Source organism: Glycomyces sp. NPDC047010, from assembly GCF_040644205.1.
Taxonomy (GTDB): Bacteria; Actinomycetota; Actinomycetes; order Mycobacteriales; family Micromonosporaceae; genus Glycomyces.
This window is the reverse complement of sequence record NZ_JBEYVY010000006.1, coordinates 172,100-188,395: the sequence shown is the minus strand read 5'-3', so window position 1 is coordinate 188,395 and position 16,296 is coordinate 172,100. Positions and strand designations below refer to the sequence as shown.

Below are 16,296 nucleotides of genomic sequence, written 5' to 3'. Positions count from 1 at the left end.
ATGAGGCCGAACTGATGTGTCAACCATTGAAATTTGTTGATACGTCTGGGTCTTCTCCCGTCCCGCCTGCCAGACGTCTGATGATTCTTGCGCCGGATCGCGGGCCTCGGCGATACTGGCGGCATGTCCCGCACCGACGATGTCGTCAACGGCATCAAGCACATGATCGTCAGCGGGCAGCTGCGCCCCGGCGAGCGGCTGCCCGTGGAGAAGGAGCTCGCCGAGACCCTCGGCGTCTCCCGCGGCTCGCTGCGCGAGGGCGTCAGGGCCCTGTCGATGCTCGGCGTCCTCGACACCCGCCAAGGGGACGGCACCTACGTGACGAGCCTCGACTTCTCAAGGCTCCTGGCGCCCATGGGGTTCATCGTGGACCTGCACGGGGAGGGGCACGCCGAGCACGTCCACGCCCTGCGCCGCCTCCTGGAGTCCGAGGCCGCGCGCCTCGCCGCCGTCCGCATCACCGACGGCTCCCTCGCCGACGCGAAGGCCCTGCTCCACGAGGCGGAACCGTTCCTCGACGGCGCCGGGGACGCGCACGAGCGGCTCATGGAGATCGACATCGCCTTCCACCGGATCATCGCCTCCCACACCGGGAACCCGGTGCTCATCGGCATGATCGAGGCGCTCGCCAGCCGCACCGTGCGCGAACGCCTGTGGCGCAGCCTCAGCGAGGACGGTGTGCTCCACCGCACCCACGAGGAGCACCTCGCGATCTGGCGCGCCCTGGACGCGCGCGACCCCGAGGCCGCGCGCGTCCGCATGGCGAACCACCTGCTCGGCGTTGAGGAGTCCCTCGGGTTCCTCCCCGCCGAGTGAACCGTCCTTAAGCGACCGCCGTCCCCTCCAGCTCCACCAGCTGGCCCGGGACCGCCAGGCGCACCACCCCGAGCATCGTCGTCGCGGGCGCCGCCCCGGCGGCGCCGAGCCGCCCCGCGAGCACCCCGTAATGCGGGAACAGGGCGTCCACATCGGTCGTGTACACGTTGAGCCGCACCAGGTCCGACAGCCCCATCCCCGCCTCCGCGAGCACCGCCTCCAGGTTGTCGAGGCTCAGCGCCAGCTGCGCGGCCATGTCGCCCTCGTGCTCGGGCCGCCCGTCCTTCCCCATCGACGTCTGCCCCGAGCAGTACAGCGTCCGGGTCTGCCCCGACACCAGCTCGCCCTGGTTGAAGCCCAGCTCCAGCGACCACTCCACCGGGTTCACCGCGGTTCGTTCCATTGCCCCATCGCCTCCATCGTCGGATCGGCGCCGGTTCCGGCGCCGCGACAAGGAGCCTCCCAGGAAATCACGACACCTCATGTCAGGTATTCCGGTAGCATTCTCCGGATGCGCGCCGACCGCCTCGTCTCCCTGGTCCTGCTGCTGCGACAGCGCGGCCGCCTCACCGCCGACGCCCTCGCCGCCGAACTGGAGGTCTCCACCCGGACCGTGCTGCGCGACATCGAGGCCCTGTCCGCCGCGGGCGTCCCCGTCTACGGCGAACGCGGCCGCCACGGCGGGTTCGCGCTCCTCCCCGGCTTCCGCACCGAGCTGACCGGCCTCAACCGTGACGAAGCGCTCGCCCTGCTCACCGCGGGCCCCTTCGGCCTCGGCCCCGCCCTCGCCTCAGGCCTGCGCAAAGTCGTGGACGCCCTCCCGGAGTCCCACCGCGCGACCGTGGACGACGCCGCGCAGCGGTTCCTCCTCGAACCCGGCACCGACCTGCTCTCGCGCCGCCCCGCCACTGACGACGTGCCCGCCGCGGTCCTCGGCACCGTCCGCCGCGCCGTCCTCGCCGGACGCCGCCTGCGCCTCCACTACACCGCCGCCGGACAGGACCCGCAGTGGCGCACCGTCGACCCCATCGGCCTCGTGACCGTGCGCGGCAAGTCCTACCTGCTCGCCACCCGCTCCGGCGCCGACCGCACCTACCGGCTCTCGCGCATCGCCGCCGCCGAGGCCCTCGACGAGCCCGCCGAACGGCCCGACCGCGTCGACCTCGACCGGATCTGGAACGAGCGCGCCGCCCGCTTCCTCGCCGACGACCGCCTCCGCGTCCTCGTCCGCGTCGACCCCGCCCGCCGCGAAGAGCTCCTTGACACCGTCGCCGCCGTCCTCACCGAGATCCCCGACCCCGACGGCCACCTCCGCCTCGAACTGGCCTTCCAGGACGCGCGCCACGCCGAATGGGCCCTGTGGCGGCTCGGCACCGACGCCGAGGCCCTCGCCCCGCCGTCACTGCGCACCGCCCTCCGCGACCGCGCCGCCGCGATGGCCGCCCGCTACGCCTGAGGCTCCAACTCGACCGGTACGAGGAGCCGCCGGGGCCGGTTCATCGCCTGGCTCACCCGGTCGGTGCGCTTCGCGCCCGGACCCGGGTACATCTCCACGTCCCGCGGGTGCACCGGCCCGCACGCCGAGCAGTCCGTGGACGGCAGCAGCGCCGCTCCGCACTCGGCGTGCCGGAACAGGCGCGGCGGCTCGCCGCCGATGTGCCGGTACCCCCACACGCCCAGCGCGTAGACCACCGGCCACAGCTCCACGCCCGCGTCGGTCGGCACGTACTCGTACCGCACCGGGGACGCCTGGTACGCGCGCTTCTCCAGCACCCCGCCCTCGGTCAGGCGGGCCAGCCGGTCCGACAGCACCGCCTTCGGGATGTCCAGGCGCACTTGGAAGTCGCTGAAGCGGCGCACGCCGTAGATCGCGTTCTGCACCACGAGCAGGGTCCACCGCTCGCCGAGCATCTCCAGCGCGCGCGAGAGCGAGCAGTCCTGCCCGGGGTAGTCCTTGCCGAGTGCCATGACCGCATCCTACCCCGGTTCATTCACTGAACCAACGGTGCTAGGCTCCGGTGAGTTCATTGACCGAACCTAGGAGTACCCATGACGGCGACCCTCGCCCCGACCCGCCCGACCGTCAGGACCGGACCGGTCCTCGCGCTCCTCTGCGCGGCCCCACTCCTCGTCATCCTCAACTACTCCACCCCCCTCATCCTCGCCCCGCAGACCGCCGCCCACCTCCACGCGGGCGAGACCGGCCAGACCTGGATCATCAACGCCATCTCCCTCGGCCTCGCCGTCCCCCTCCTCACCTCCGGCAACCTCGCCGACAACCACGGCCGCCGCAAAGTCCTCACCGCGGGCGCCTGGCTCTTCGCCGCCGCCGTCCTCCTCGCCGCCCTCGCCCCGAACACCGCCGTCTTCGCCGCCGCCCGCGTCATCCAAGGCGCCGCCAGCGCCGCCCTCCTCACCTCCAGCCTCGGCATCATGGGCGCCGTCTTCACCAGTCCTGACGAGCGCCGCCGCGCCACCGCCCTCTACGGCGCCATGATGGGCCTCGGCGTCGGCGCCGGAGCGGTCCTCGCCGCGGGCCTCGACGCCGCACTCGGCTGGAACGGCCCCTACTGGCTCTACGCGGCCGCCGCCGCGGCCCTCGCGCTGGCAGGGCGCCTCGTGCTCCCCGAGTCCCGCGCCGAGCACCCGCGCCGCGCCGATGTCGCCGGGACGATCACGCTCGGCCTCGGCGTCGCCGCCCTCATGTCCGGCCTCACCCTCGGCCGCCAGGACTGGTCCGACCCCGTGGTCATCGGCCTCCTCGCCGCCGCCGCGGCCTGCACGGCCGTGTTCGTCCTCGTCCAGCTCCGCGGCCGCGAACCCATGCTCGACCCGGCCCTGTTCGCCCGCCCGGCGTTCCTCATCGCCTCGCTCGGCGCGCTGGTCACCGGCATCGCGGTCATCAGCATGATGAGCTACCTGCCCACGGTGTACCAGTCGGACGCGATCCTCGGATCGGTCGAGACGGCCGCGGTGGTCGCCCTGTGGTCCACCGCCGCGTTCCTGGTCTCGTTGCAGGTCAAGCGGTTCAACCTGACGCCCGCGATGCTCCTGGTCCTCGCGCTGGTCGTCGCCGGAGCCGGTTCGGCCCTGCTCACGGGCCTGGCCGACGACTGGTCGTGGTGGCACGCCGCGCCCGCCCTGATCCTCGCGGGGGCGGGCTACGGGGCCGCGAACCCGGCGCTGACGCGCCTGAGCATCGACAGCGTCCCGGCCGACCGCGGCGGCATGGGCTCGGGCGTCAACAACACGATGCGCTACATCGGGACCGCCGCGGGCATCCCGATCGTCGCGACCCTGGTGGACGCGGCCGGCACGGACGGGGCCCTCTGGACCTGCGCGGCCCTCGCGGCGGCCGCCGCGGCCGGCTTCGCGGCCCTCTCACGCCGGGCCTGACGCCGCCGCTACCGCCGGGTGCGGGGGTCGTGGGACGGGTCCGGGTACATCGGGGGCGGGCTGGACCAGGGCCAGAGCTCGAAGTGCCACGGCTCGTTGCGGTAGACCCGGTACAGGCCGTAGGCGGCGCCGTGGTCGGCGAGCCAGGCGCGGGCGTCGGCGGCGAGGTCGATCGCGCGGCCCGCGACGTGCGCGGACGTCTCGGGCGTGGACACCCAGCGGGCGGCGGCCTCGGGGGAGCCGTGCTCGGCGACGGCCTCGGAGAGCAGCTCCCCCTGGTAGGCGGGGGAGCGCCAGCCGCCGTTGACGCGGAAGACGACGCCCTCGCCCGCCGCGGCGGCCGCGGCCCGGCGCAGGGCCGCGAGGAGGTCCGGGTCGAGGTTCGCGACCGCGGGGGCGTCGTCGAAGACGGTGGTCCCGGCGGGGACGGCGCCGTGCGCGGCGCCGAGGGCCCGGCGGGCGGGGGAGATCGTCGAGTGGCTCATGCGCTCCAGTGAACGGACTGCGCGGTTATGGGGCCGTATGCGGTTTTCGATATGCGGGCGATAGGTGCGGGCCCGTAGCATCGTGTTCCTTATGCGCGTACTGATCGTCGAGGACGAACCCCTGCTCGCGGAGGCGATCCGCGACGGCCTCCGCCTGGAGGCCATAGCCGCCGACATCGCCGGGGACGGCGACGCGGCCCTGGAGCTGCTGAGCGTCAACGCCTACGACATCGCGGTCCTGGACCGCGACATTCCCGGGCCGTCGGGCGACGAGGTCGCCCGCGAGATCGTCGCGTCGGGCACCGGCATGGGCATCCTCATGCTCACGGCCGCGGACCGCTTGGACGACAAGGCGTCCGGGTTCGAGCTGGGCACCGACGACTACCTGACGAAGCCGTTCGAGTTCCGGGAGCTGGTGCTGCGGCTGCGGGCCCTGGACCGCAGGCGCGCCCACCACCGCCCGCCAGTGCGCGAGCTGGCGGGCCTGCGCGTGGACCCGTTCCGCCGCGAGGTCTACCGGGACGGGAGGTACGTGGCGCTCACCCGGAAGCAGTTCGCGGTCCTCGAAGTGCTCGTGGCGGCCGAGGGCGGCGTGGTCAGCGCCGAGGAGCTGCTGGAGAAGGCGTGGGACGAGCACGCCGACCCGTTCACGAACGCCGTGCGCATCACCGTCTCGGCGCTGCGCAAGCGCCTCGGCGAGCCGTGGGTCATCGCCACGGTGGCCGGGGTCGGCTACCGGATCGAGGAGCCCGAGCGTGGATAGGAGGCCCGGTCCCTCGGTCCGCTTGCGGCTCACCGTGTCGTACGCGCTGTTCCTCGTGGTGGCGGGGAGCCTGCTGTTGGCGATCGTGTGGCTGTTCCTGCTGCGGTACGTCCCGGCGGAGGCGGTCACGGTCCGCGGCCGGGAGTTCTCCGACGGGACGATCGGCCCGGGCCTGTTCGTCCCCGGCCGCAACGACCTGTGGCGGGCGTTCGCGCCCAAAGCCTTCGCGTCGCTGGTGTTCCTACTGCTCCTCGGGCTCGCGGGCGGCTGGTTCCTGGCCGGGCGCATGCTCGCGCCGCTCACCCGCATCACCGAGGCGACCCGCGAGGCCGCGGGCGGTGCGCTCGGCCACCGCATCCGCCTGCCCGGCCGCGGGGACGAGTTCCGCGAGCTCGCCGACTCCTTCGACTCGATGCTCGCGCGGCTCGAAGCGCACGTCGCCGAGCAGCAGCGCTTCGCCGCCAACGCCTCCCATGAACTCCGCACGCCGCTGGCGATCACGCAGACGATGCTCGAAGTGGCCCGCTCGGACCCGTCCCGCGACCCCGGCGAGCTCATCGAGCGCCTCCACCTGATGAACGCCCGCGCGATCGACCTCACCGAGGCGCTGCTCCTGCTCAGCCGCTCCGACCAGCGGGCCTTCACCTCCGAGCCCGTGGACCTCTCGCTCGCCGCCGAGGAGGCCGCGGAGTCCCTGCTGGAGCTCGCGGAGCGGCGCGGCGTCGCGGTCGAGGTCTCGGGGGACGCGGCGCCCGCGAGCGGCTCCTACGCGCTGCTGCTCCAGCTCGCGGTGAACCTGCTGCACAACGCGATCGTCCACAACCTGCCCGAGGGCGGCCTGGTCCGCGTCGCCACCGGCGTCGACGCCGGGGACGCGTACCTCATCGTGGAGAACACCGGCAAAGTCCTTGCGCCCCAACTGGTCGCGACGCTCACCGAGCGGTTCCAGCGCGGCTCCGGCCGCACCCGCACCGACCACGTCGGCATCGGCCTGGGCCTGGCCATCGCCGACAGCATCGCCCGCGCCCACGACGGCTCCCTGACCCTCGCCCCGCGCGAAGGCGGCGGACTCGCGGCCACGGTCCGCCTGCCCGCCGCGTCCTAGCCTTCGACCGGGAAGTCGAAGTACGTCTCGGGGTAGGGCTCGTCCCGCAGGGTGTAGTGCCACCACTCCCACGGGTAGGCCCGGAACCCGCACGACTCCATGACGGACCTGAGCGCCTGCCGGTTCGCGGCCGCGAGCTCCGGCACGCCTTCGGCGCCATGATGGGAGACCGGGTCCATGAGGTCGTGGTCGCCGCCCATCGGGACCGGGGCGCCCGTGTCCAGGTACGTGAACGTCAGGTCTACCGTGGACCCGCGGCTGTGGCCCGACCGGGGCGCCACGTAGCCGCGCTCGACCATCTCGGTCCGCGCGATGTTCGGGTAGTGCCGGGCCTTCGCCGCGCCGTCCTCGGGCTCCTCGGCCCAGCGCAGGAACGCGTCCACCGCGCGCTGCGGCCGGTACGCGTCCCACACGAGCAGTCCGAACCCGCGCGCTTCGGCCTTGCCCTGCGCCCGCTCCAGTGCCGCGCACAGCTCCACCGTGCCTACGACGCGGGACGCCAGGTACCCGTCGACCGCCCGTCCGGTGAAGTTGTCCGGCCCGGCGTACTTGGCGTCCCAGCGGACGCCCGGGAGCGCCTCGTCGACGAAGGCGAAGCCGTCCCTCAGTGCCACGTCCTTCAGCGCCCCGTCCCCGCCAGCGCCAGCTCGATCATCCGGTCGAGCACCGCCCCCATGCCGAGCCCCGACGCCGCCATCATCCGCGGATAGCGGCTGTAGGAGGTCATGCCCGGCAGGGTGTTCACCTCGTTGAGGACGACCCCGCCGTCCTCCGTGAGGAACATGTCCACTCGCGACAGTCCTTTGCAGCCAAGGGCCCGGTACGCGGCCTTCGCGGTCTCCCGGACGAGCGTCCGCGACGCGGCCGGGATGTCGGCCGGGACGATCGCCACCGAGTTGTCCGAGCCGGTCTCGGGCCGTTCCTCCTGGTGGATGCGGAAGAACCCGTGCGACAGGGCGATCCGGTCCACCTCGCCCGCGACCAGGTCCGGGCCGCTGCCCAGGATCGCACACCCGATCTCCGCGCCGTCCACGGCCTCTTCGACGAGGACCTTCACGTCGTACTCCCGCGCCTCCGCGAGTGCCGCCGCCAGCTCCCCGGGCCCGGCCACCTTGCTCACCCCGAACGAGGAGCCCGACCGGGCGGGCTTCACGAACACCGGGTACTTCAGCGACGCCGGGTCGACCTCCTCGCCTTCGGCGACGATCCGGAACTCCGGCACCGCGATCCCCGCGCTCCGCGCCACCAGGTAGGTCAGCGACTTGTCGATGCACAGCGCCGAACCCGCGATGTCGCAGCCCGCGTAGGGGATGCCCGCCAGCTCCAGGAGCCCCTGCACCGCCCCGTCCTCGCCGTACCGGCCGTGCAGCACCGGCACCACCGCGTCGAGCCGCACCTCCTCGTACTTCCCGTGGTCCAGCACGAGCAGCCCGTGGACGCCCCGGTCCGGCGCGAGCACCGCCGGGCGCGACTCCCCGCGCTCCCAGTCCCCTTCGGGCCCTTCGCAGAGCCGCCACTCGCCGTCCTTCGTGATCCCGATGTAGAACGGCTCGTACTTCGCGGGGTCGAGGTGCTTCGCGACCTCCCGCGCGGACTTCACCGACACGGGGTGCTCCTCCGATGCCCCTCCGAAGAGGACCCCGATCCTCAACCTAGCCATGCTGAATCCTCTCCTCGTAGCGCAGGCAGTTCGCGACCGAGTGCGCGACGGTGTCGCGCAGCGCCCGGTCGGTGTAGTACGCGGTGTGCGGGCTGACGACCACATTGGGCAGCTTCTGGAGCCGCTCCAGCGCGTTGTTCCCGACCAGCCGGTCCCGGCGGTCGGCGTAGAAGACCCCCTCCTCGCCCTCGATCACGTCGAGCGCCGCGCCTCCGAGCCGCCCGCCCTCCAGGGCCGGGACCAGCGCCTCGGTGTCGATGAGCGGCCCCCGCCCGGTGTTCACGACGACCGCGCCGGGCTTCAGCCGGTCGATGCGGCCGCGGTCGAGGAGGTGGTGCGTGTGGGCGTTCAGCGGCGTGTGGAGCGTGATGACGTCGCTCTCGCGCAGCAGCCGGTCCAGCGGCAGGTACTCCGCGTCCGCCTTGGGCTGCTTGTCGAACGCGAGCACCCGGCACCCGAACCCCCGCAGCCGGTCGATCACGGCCGCCCCGATCCGCCCGGTCCCCACCACGCCCACCGTGAGGTCCCGCAGCTCCCGGCCGCGCTCCTCGTACAGCCGGTAGTCGTGCACGTCGGCGCGCAGCACCACCGACCTGGCGTTGCGCAGCACCATGAGCATCAGCATCAGCGTGTAGTCCGCGACGCCGTCGGGGGAGTACGAGACGTTCTCGACCGTGATCCCGATGCTCTCGGCGTACTTGACGTTCACGTGATTGCAGCCCACGCTCCTGGTCGACACGTACTCGACGCCGGCCCGCTTGAGCGCGAGCAGCGTCGCGCTCGACACGCGGGCCTTGTGCCCGATGCTGATGCACCTGGCCCCGGACGCCAAGGCGGCGTTGGCCTCCGACACGGGCGCGTCGGTGAGCACCGGGTCGATCCGGTCGCCCAGGGCGCGGAACGCGTCGGCCTCGTCGGGCCCGCACCCGTAGACGGCGATGTGGGCGGGTTCGCTCTCTGTCATGCCGAGGAGTCAAGCCCCGTCCGTGTTGTCAGGGCGTATGCGGATTTCCATACGCCCGCGATACGGCCCGCGCCCTTGACTGGCCCGCATGATCCCGAACCGCACCGGAGCCGCCGCATGATCCCGCTCGACCTCCGCGAGATCGCCGCGGTCACCGGCGGCACCGTCGCGGGCGACCCCGCCGTCACAGTCACCGCCCCCGCCGTCCTCGACGGCCGCGACGCCGCACCCGGCGGCCTCCTCGTCGCCTTCGCGGGCGAGCACGCCGACGGCCACGACTTCGCCGCCCAGGCCGGGGAGGCGGGCGCCGTCGCCGTCCTCGGCTCCCGCCCCACGGCGCTGCCCACAGTGGTCGTCGCCGATGCGCAGGAAGCGCTCCAGGCGCTCGCCGCGCACGTGGTGCACGTCTTGCGCGGCAACCTGACCATCGCCGGAGTGACCGGCTCCCAAGGGAAGACCGGCACCAAGGACCTCATCGCGGCCGTCCTCGGCGCCGCCGCGCCCACGGTCGCGACCACCGGATCGCTCAACAACGAACTCGGCACCCCGATCACGATGCTCCGCGCCGACGCCGCGACCCGCTTCCTGGTCCTGGAGATGGGCGCGCGACGCGTCGGCGACATCGCGGCTCTCGCCGCTTTGGCCCCGCCGGACATCGGGGTGGTCCTGAACGTCGGGCAGGCGCACCTGAGCTACATGAAGACCCGCGACGCCATCGCGAAGGCGAAAGGCGAACTCGTGCAAGGACTCGCGCCCGGCGGCACGGCCGTCCTCAACGCCGACGACCCCCGCACGGCCGCCATGCGCACCCTCACCGACGGGCCCGTGCTCACCTTCGGCACGGCGCCCGACGCCGACGTGCGCGTGACCGACCTGACCCTTGACCGCCTCGGCCGCCCGGCCTTCACACTCCGGACCACTGAGGACTCAGCCCGGGTCGCACTCCCGGTCCCCGGCGCCCACCAGGCGGGCAACGCCGCCGCCGCGGCGGCCGTGGGACTCGCCGCGGGCGTGCCCCTCGACGCGGCCGCGAAAGCTTTGGAGACCGCCTCACTCTCCAAGTGGCGCATGGAACTCCGCGAACTCGCCAACGGCGTGATCCTCCTGAACGACGCCTACAACGCCAACCCGGACTCGACCCGCGCCGCCCTCGACGCGCTGGCGGCGATCGAAGGCGGCCGCCGCATCGCGATCCTCGGCGAAATGGCCGAACTCGGCGACGCCGCCGACCCCGAACACCGCGCGATCGGCGCCTACGCCGCCGCCCGCGCTGACGCAGTGGTCGCGGTCGGCCCCGACGCCCGCCTCATCGCCGAGGGCGCAGAAGAACACGCACTCTTCTTGCCCACCAACGCCGCCACCGCAGACTGGCTCCGAGTCCACCTCGCCCCAGGAGACGTGGTCCTCGTGAAGGCGTCCCGAGCGGCCCGCCTCGATGAGATAGCGGAGGCGATCGAAGCCCTCGACCGACGCTGAGGCCCCGCCAGGCGATGCCTCCGGAGGCGCTACGCGACCGGCTGGCGCCTGGCCAGCCCGAAGCGGGCCAGGCCCGCCGATGCGAGGCTGAGTACCGCGAGCACCCCCAGTGCGGCCGGAAGCGTTGCAGCCGTCGCGATTCCGCCCACGAGCAGCGGGCCTCCGGCATCGCCGAGCTCACGGCCGAGTTCGGCGTTCCCCATCGTTCGGCCCATGCGCTCCTCGGGCGTGGCGGCCGCGAGGTGGGCGAAGGCGAGCGGGGTGACCGTGCCGACCGTGATGCCCAGCAGGACCGCCGAACCCAGCAGCGTCGACCAATGCGGCGCGATCGCGATGAGCCCCAACGCGACCGCCGCGAGGACCAGTCCCGCAGCGGTCCCGGTCCGGTCGGCGATCCCGCCGGTGTCCCGCAGCTTCCCGACGAGCGGCTGCATGACCGTCGAGGCCAGCGCCAGGGCCGCGACCGCCGCGGCGCCCATGAGCGCCGGCAGGTCGAGCCGCGTCGCGAGGAGCGGCAGGAACCCCACGGCCACACCGAGCACCGCAGTGGTCGTCGCGAGCAGCGCGGTCGGGACGAGGAACCCGCGCTCCGTGGTCTGCCTGACCAGGTCGGCAAGGGTATATCGGGGCCGGGGGACCACCGGTAGCGCCGGAAGCGCGGCGAGGGTCCACGCCGCGGCGACGGCCGCGAGCGCGGCCAGCGCCACGTACACCGCCTCGATGCCGAACAGGTGCGTCAGGCCCACGCCGATGAGCGGGCCGAGCACGTATCCCAGGCTCTTCCAGGCGCCGTACCGGCCGAAGTACCGCCCGAGCCGCTCCCGGCCCGCCAAGCGCGCGACCGCCGCCGACGACGCGGGGGAGAACGCGGACGCCGCCGCCCCCTGCCCGAGCCGGGCGAGTGCGAACACGAGCGGCGTCGGATCGATCAGGGCCGCAAGCGAAGCGAGCACGAACGCCACGAGGCCGCCCACGATCACCGGCTTGGCCCCCACCCGGTCCGACAGCGCCCCGAAGACCGGCTTCAGGATCACCTCGGCGACGTCGTACAGCGCCAGCACCGCACCGAGCCCCAGAAGCGTGAGACCGATGTCGTCGGACTCGGCGCCCAGCACCGACGCGACACCGTGTGCCCCGAACGCAGTGGTGAACCCCGCCAAGTACAGCGGCCCCATCATCACCCTCGTCACGGCGGCAAATCTAGCAGAAGGGGCGCAATCCGCTCAGGCGGCGACCGGCTCCTCGATGCCGCAACACGGACCCTCCAGCGGCCGGGGTCATCGGTCCTCCCCGATTTCGCCCCGCGGCGGGCTTGACATTGACACGATGACAAGGTGTTCGCTTGATCGCGGAGGTGGTCCCCATGGACACGACACGCACGCCGACCGGCGCGCTCGCCGCCCGCGACGCCTCGGTGCGGTTGAAGGCCGCGCTCGCCGCGGGTACTGAGGCCGATCCGGAGGTTGCGGAGGTGCTGATCGCGCGGTGCGCGGTCGAGCCGGACTTCTACGTCCGCGACATGCTCACGTGGGCGCTGACGCGGCTCCCCGCTGACGTCACCGTCCCGGCCCTGCTCGCCGAGCTGGACTCGGCGAACGTGCAGGCCCGCGCGCAAGCGCTGCACACGCTCTCGAAGGTCGGCGACGCGCGGGCCTGGCCCGCGATCACGCGGGACCTGTTGCGCGACGGCGACGACGAGGTCGCCCGCGCCGCCTGGCGCGCGGCCGTTGTCCTCGTCCCGGAGGGTCAGGAGCGCGCGCTCGCCGAGGAGCTCGCCGCCCAGTTCGGGCGCGGTGAACGCGACGTGCAGCGCAGCCTGAGCCGGGCGCTCGCGGCGCTCGGCGAGCACGCCGAGCCGGTTCTCAAGGCCGCCATGGCGGGCGACGACCCCGTCATAGCGGCGCACGCGGTGGCGACGGAGCGGCTCCTGCGGGACCCGGAGGCCGCGTTCGAGCCCGCCGTGGACGCCGCGAAGCGGATCGCCGCGCTCGGCGGCCGGGAACCGGAGGCGTAATGCTCATCGGCGAGGTCGCGCGGCGCTCCGGCGTCTCCACCAGGATGCTCCGGCACTACGACAACCTCGGCCTGGTGCGGCCCACGGGCCGCACCACCGGGGGCTACCGGGAGTACGCCGACGCGGACATCCGGCGGATCTTCCACGTGGAGAGCCTGCGGACCCTGGGCCTGTCGCTGCGCCAGATCGGCGCGGTCCTCGACGACCCGGGGTTCGCGCCGGCCGCGCTCATCGCCGACCTCACCGCCGCCGCGGAGGCCCGGCTCGCCCGCGAGCAGGAACTCCTCAAGCGGCTCAAGGCCGTCGACGCCTCCGACCCGGAGGGCTGGGAGGACGTGCTCCGCATCGTGGAGCTGCTGCGCGGCCTCGCCTCGCCGAGCGCCGCCCGCCGCCAGCAGGCGGCGCTGGAGGCGGAGCTGCCCGCGCCGCTCCTCGCCGAAGCCGTGCTGGCCGAACGCGACCCGCTCGTGGCCGGGGCCCTCCAGTGGGCCCTGGCCCGCGCCGACTACGGCGTGGCGAGCCTCGTCCCGGGCCTGGCCTCCGACGACCCCGACGTGCGGCTGCGCGCCGTCCAGGCCCTCGCCGAGATCCCCGGCGACGACTCCTCGACCGCGCTCGACACCGTCCTGGACGACGCGGTCACCGCCGTGCGCGGCCGCGCCGCCCTCGCGCTCGGCGCCCGGGGGAGCGCCGCCGCGATCCCCGTGCTCGTGGACATGGTCGTCAAGGGCGCCAACGACGTGGACGCCGCCGAGGTCCTCGGTGCGCTCGCCGCCGACCCCGGGCCGGCCGCGGCCATCGCGTACGACCTCACCGCGGCGCTCGCCGCCGCCGATCCGGACGCCCGGCTGCGCCTCGTCCAGGCCCTCGCCGAACTCCCGACCGGCCTCGCGCTCGACCTGCTCCGGCCCCTCGCCGCGGACCCGGACCGCACGGTCGCCCGGACCGCGGCCGCGCTCGCGGGCGTCGTGGAGGCGCGGGACAGGGCTTGACGCCGGGAAAATAGATTGGCAAACTTCAATATGTTGTTTGGGAGCGCTTCCGCACCCCGAAATCCTCTACCCAGGGACGGCATATGAAGACGCGAAGACGAAGGACGGCGGCGATCCTCGCCGCGGTCACCGCGGCGCTCGGCGCGAGCGCGCTCACCGTCGCGGCGGCCCAGAACGCCAGCGCCGCAGCCGCATGCGACGTCGAGTACGACGTGGTCAACGACTGGGGCTCCGGCTTCCAGGCCAACGTGAGCATCACCGCGGGCGAGGCGCTCGACGGCTGGACCGTGGAATGGGACTTCACCGGCGCTGTCTCCGGCATCAGCGCCTGGAACGTCACCGCCCAGTCCCTCAGCGGGTCGCACTTCACGGCCTCCGACGCGGGATGGAACGGCGCGATCGCCGCGGGGCAGACCCGGGAGGTCTTCGGCTTCACCGCGAACGGCGACTCCGGCGGCATCGCCAACGTGGAGATCGACGGCGTCCCCTGCGCCGAAGCCGGCGGCGAGCAGACCACCGACCCCGAGCCCACGGACCCCGAACCCACCGACCCCGAGCCGACGGACCCGCCCCCCGCGGGCACCCCCGTCGAGGAGCACGGCCAGCTCCACGTCTGCGGCGCCGGCATGTGCGACGAGAGCGGCGCGCAGATCCAGCTCCGCGGCGTCTCCAGCATGTGGCTGCACTGGCAGACCCAGCCGTACGCGCAGAACCTCCAGGCACTGGAGTGGATGCGCGACAACTGGAACATCGAGGTCTTCCGCGTCGCCATGGGCGTCGAGCCCGAGGGCGCCTACCTCGACGACCCCCAGGGCTGGAAGTCCGAAGTGGAGACGGTGATCCAGAACGCGGCCGAGGCCGGCGTCTACGTCATCGTCGACTTCCATGCGCACCAGGCGCACCAGCACCAGGCCGAGGCCGTCGCGTTCTTCTCCGACCTCGCCGACCGCTACGGGCACCTCCCCAACGTCATCTGGGAGACCTACAACGAGCCCGAGCAGGTCTCCTGGACCGGCGTCCTCAAGCCCTACCACCAGGCCGTGACCGCGGCGATCCGAGCGCAGGACCCCGACAACATCATCGTGCTCGGCACCCCGACCTGGTCCCAGGACGTCGACGTCGCCGCCCAGAGCCCGGTCTCCGGCACCAACCTCATGTACACGCTGCACTTCTACTCGTGCACCCACGCCCAGTGGAACCGCGACAAGGCCGACGCCGCCATAGACGCGGGACTGGCCCTGTTCGTCACCGAGTGGGGCGCCAGCGCCGCCGACGGCGGACTGGACGGCCGCGTCTGCCTGGACGAGGCGCAGCGCTGGATCGACTGGATGTCCGCGAACAAGATCTCCTGGACCGCATGGAAACTGGACGTCGGGAACGACTCCACCAACCTGCTGTCCGCCGGGGCTCCCGTCACCGGAGGGTGGGACAACTACCTGCACGGCCACGCGCCCTTCGTGATCGCGAACCTGCCGTAGCGAGCGGGGCCCGGTCCCCAGTGGACCGGGCCCTCACCGCTCACACCGCCGGCGGGTTCAGCCGCGCGAAGCCCTCCTGCCGCTCGTACGGGTAGTACGGGTACGGCGCGGTCCTCGCGCTGGCCTTGTCGAGCCGGGCGACCTGCTCGGCGTCGAGCTCCCACCCGATCGCGCCGAGGTTCTGCCGCAGCTGCGCCTCGTCGCGGGCGCCGACGATCACCGACGCGACGGTGGGGCGGCGCAGGAGCCAGTTGATCGCGATCTGCGGCACCGACCTCCCGGTCTCGGCGCTGATCTCGTCGAGCACGTCCACGACCCGGTACAGGGCCTCGTCCTCCACGGGCGGCCCGAACTGCGCGGTCTGGTGCAGGCGGCTGCCCTCCGGGACGGGCTGGCCGCGCCGGATCTTCCCGGTGAGCCGACCCCATCCGAGCGGGCTCCACACGAGCGCGCCGACGCCCTGGTCCAGGCCCAGCGGCATGAGCTCCCACTCGTAGTCGCGGCCCACGAGCGAGTAGTACACCTGGTGCGCGACGAAGCGCGGGCGCCGGTCGCGGTCGGCGGCGTCGAGGGACTTCATGAGCTGCCATCCCGAGTAGTTCGAGGCGCCGACGTACCGGATCTTCCCGGCCCGCACGAGGTCGTCGAGGACCGCGAGGGTCTCCTCCACCGGGGTGCGGGCGTCGAAGGCGTGCAGCTGGAACAGGTCGATGTAGTCGGTGTCGAGGCGCCGCAGCGCGGTCTCGACGGCCCGCGTCAGGTGGACCCGGGAGGCCCCTGCCTCGTTGGCGCCCTCGCCCACCGGAAGTCCGGCCTTCGTGGAGATGAGCGCCCGGTCCCTGCGGCCCTTGAGGGCCGCGCCGAGGACCTCTTCCGAGGCGCCGTCGGAGTAGACGTCGGCGGTGTCGAACATGGCCATGCCCGCGTCCAGTGCGATGTCGACCATGCGGCGGGCCTGGGCGGTGCCGGTGTCGCCCCAGGCGCCGAACAGCGGCCCGGAGCCGCCGAAGGTCCCGGCGCCGAAGGACAGGGCGGGGACGAGGAGGCCGGAGCGGCCGAGACGGCGGTGTTCCATGGCGGTTTCCCTTCTAAAGGAACTTCAGTTCCGTTAATGTTGGGTCTAAGCTAGCTCAGCAACCGCCGTTAA

The 16,296-nt window shown here is 73.1% G+C and carries 17 protein-coding genes; 9 read left to right on the top strand and 8 right to left on the bottom strand.

Going from position 1 to position 16,296, the window contains the following annotated elements:
* Positions 1–123: 123 nt before the first annotated feature.
* Positions 124–816 (top strand): FadR/GntR family transcriptional regulator, encoded by a 693-nt coding sequence (locus AB0A65_RS14150; RefSeq protein WP_359951185.1) that lies wholly within the window; start codon positions 124–126, stop codon positions 814–816.
* Positions 817–823: 7 nt separating this feature from the next.
* Here AB0A65_RS14150 and AB0A65_RS14145 read toward each other — a convergent pair whose 3' ends face one another.
* Entirely contained in the window at positions 824–1,219 is a 396-nt protein-coding gene (locus tag AB0A65_RS14145) for a RidA family protein (RefSeq protein ID WP_359951183.1), read from the bottom strand.
* Between the two features lie 108 nt (positions 1,220–1,327).
* Between AB0A65_RS14145 and AB0A65_RS14140 the strand changes: the two genes are divergently transcribed.
* Complete coding sequence (locus AB0A65_RS14140) at positions 1,328–2,272, top strand: WYL domain-containing protein (protein ID WP_359951181.1); 945 nt, start codon at positions 1,328–1,330, stop codon at positions 2,270–2,272.
* Here the strand turns inward: AB0A65_RS14140 and AB0A65_RS14135 are convergent.
* Positions 2,263–2,784 carry a helix-turn-helix domain-containing protein gene (locus AB0A65_RS14135; protein ID WP_359951179.1) on the bottom strand — a complete coding sequence of 174 codons (522 nt, stop codon included), beginning with the start codon at positions 2,782–2,784 and terminating at the stop codon, positions 2,263–2,265. The two genes, AB0A65_RS14140 and AB0A65_RS14135, sit on opposite strands and share 10 nt — an antisense overlap.
* An 81-nt stretch (positions 2,785–2,865) precedes the next feature.
* On the opposite strand from AB0A65_RS14135, the gene AB0A65_RS14130 reads away from it, so the two are divergent.
* Entirely contained in the window at positions 2,866–4,212 is a 1,347-nt protein-coding gene (locus tag AB0A65_RS14130) for an MFS transporter (RefSeq protein ID WP_359951177.1), read from the top strand.
* A gap of 8 nt (positions 4,213–4,220) precedes the next feature.
* Here AB0A65_RS14130 and AB0A65_RS14125 read toward each other — a convergent pair whose 3' ends face one another.
* Entirely contained in the window at positions 4,221–4,697 is a 477-nt protein-coding gene (locus tag AB0A65_RS14125) for a D-alanyl-D-alanine carboxypeptidase family protein (RefSeq protein ID WP_359951175.1), read from the bottom strand.
* Positions 4,698–4,788: 91 nt separating this feature from the next.
* Between AB0A65_RS14125 and AB0A65_RS14120 the strand changes: the two genes are divergently transcribed.
* Positions 4,789–5,460, top strand: coding sequence for a response regulator transcription factor (locus AB0A65_RS14120; RefSeq protein ID WP_359951173.1), 672 nt, complete (start codon positions 4,789–4,791; stop codon positions 5,458–5,460).
* The gene (locus AB0A65_RS14115; protein WP_359951171.1) at positions 5,453–6,565 is read left to right on the top strand and encodes a HAMP domain-containing sensor histidine kinase; all 1,113 of its coding nucleotides are present in this window, start codon (positions 5,453–5,455) and stop codon (positions 6,563–6,565) included. Before AB0A65_RS14120 ends, AB0A65_RS14115 begins: the two co-directional genes overlap by 8 nt.
* Here the strand turns inward: AB0A65_RS14115 and vanX are convergent.
* The 3 genes from vanX to AB0A65_RS14100 are packed head-to-tail and all read right to left on the bottom strand — an operon-like array spanning position 6,562 to position 9,189.
* Positions 6,562–7,173: a D-Ala-D-Ala dipeptidase VanX gene (vanX, locus tag AB0A65_RS14110; protein WP_359951602.1), complete on the bottom strand. Its 612-nt coding sequence runs from the start codon at positions 7,171–7,173 to the stop codon at positions 6,562–6,564. The two genes, AB0A65_RS14115 and vanX, sit on opposite strands and share 4 nt — an antisense overlap.
* Positions 7,174–7,184: 11 nt before the next feature.
* Positions 7,185–8,225, bottom strand: a complete 1,041-nt coding sequence (vanA, locus tag AB0A65_RS14105; RefSeq protein WP_359951169.1) for a D-alanine--(R)-lactate ligase — start codon at positions 8,223–8,225, stop codon at positions 7,185–7,187.
* Positions 8,218–9,189: an NAD(P)-dependent oxidoreductase gene (locus tag AB0A65_RS14100; protein ID WP_359951167.1), complete on the bottom strand. Its 972-nt coding sequence runs from the start codon at positions 9,187–9,189 to the stop codon at positions 8,218–8,220. The genes vanA and AB0A65_RS14100 overlap by 8 nt, the downstream gene beginning before the upstream one ends.
* A gap of 117 nt (positions 9,190–9,306) precedes the next feature.
* On the opposite strand from AB0A65_RS14100, the gene murF reads away from it, so the two are divergent.
* Positions 9,307–10,665 (top strand): UDP-N-acetylmuramoyl-tripeptide--D-alanyl-D-alanine ligase, encoded by a 1,359-nt coding sequence (gene murF / locus AB0A65_RS14095; RefSeq protein ID WP_359951165.1) that lies wholly within the window; start codon positions 9,307–9,309, stop codon positions 10,663–10,665.
* A gap of 29 nt (positions 10,666–10,694) precedes the next feature.
* On the opposite strand, the gene AB0A65_RS14090 is transcribed toward murF, so the two are convergent.
* The gene (locus AB0A65_RS14090) at positions 10,695–11,843 is read right to left on the bottom strand and encodes an MFS transporter (RefSeq protein WP_359951600.1); all 1,149 of its coding nucleotides are present in this window, start codon (positions 11,841–11,843) and stop codon (positions 10,695–10,697) included.
* A 185-nt stretch (positions 11,844–12,028) separates the two neighbouring features.
* On the opposite strand from AB0A65_RS14090, the gene AB0A65_RS14085 reads away from it, so the two are divergent.
* The 3 genes from AB0A65_RS14085 (at position 12,029) to AB0A65_RS14075 (ending at position 15,149) form a co-directional block, all read left to right on the top strand.
* Positions 12,029–12,679, top strand: coding sequence for a HEAT repeat domain-containing protein (locus AB0A65_RS14085; protein ID WP_359951163.1), 651 nt, complete (start codon positions 12,029–12,031; stop codon positions 12,677–12,679).
* Positions 12,679–13,671, top strand: coding sequence for a MerR family transcriptional regulator (locus tag AB0A65_RS14080; RefSeq protein WP_359951161.1), 993 nt, complete (start codon positions 12,679–12,681; stop codon positions 13,669–13,671). The genes AB0A65_RS14085 and AB0A65_RS14080 overlap by 1 nt, the downstream gene beginning before the upstream one ends.
* Before the next feature lie 83 nt (positions 13,672–13,754).
* Positions 13,755–15,149 (top strand): cellulase family glycosylhydrolase, encoded by a 1,395-nt coding sequence (locus AB0A65_RS14075; protein ID WP_359951159.1) that lies wholly within the window; start codon positions 13,755–13,757, stop codon positions 15,147–15,149.
* Positions 15,150–15,189: 40 nt separating this feature from the next.
* On the opposite strand, the gene AB0A65_RS14070 is transcribed toward AB0A65_RS14075, so the two are convergent.
* A complete protein-coding gene (locus tag AB0A65_RS14070) occupies positions 15,190–16,224 on the bottom strand; it encodes an aldo/keto reductase (RefSeq protein WP_359951157.1) in 1,035 nt (344 codons plus the stop codon).
* Between the last annotated feature and the right edge of the window lie 72 nt (positions 16,225–16,296).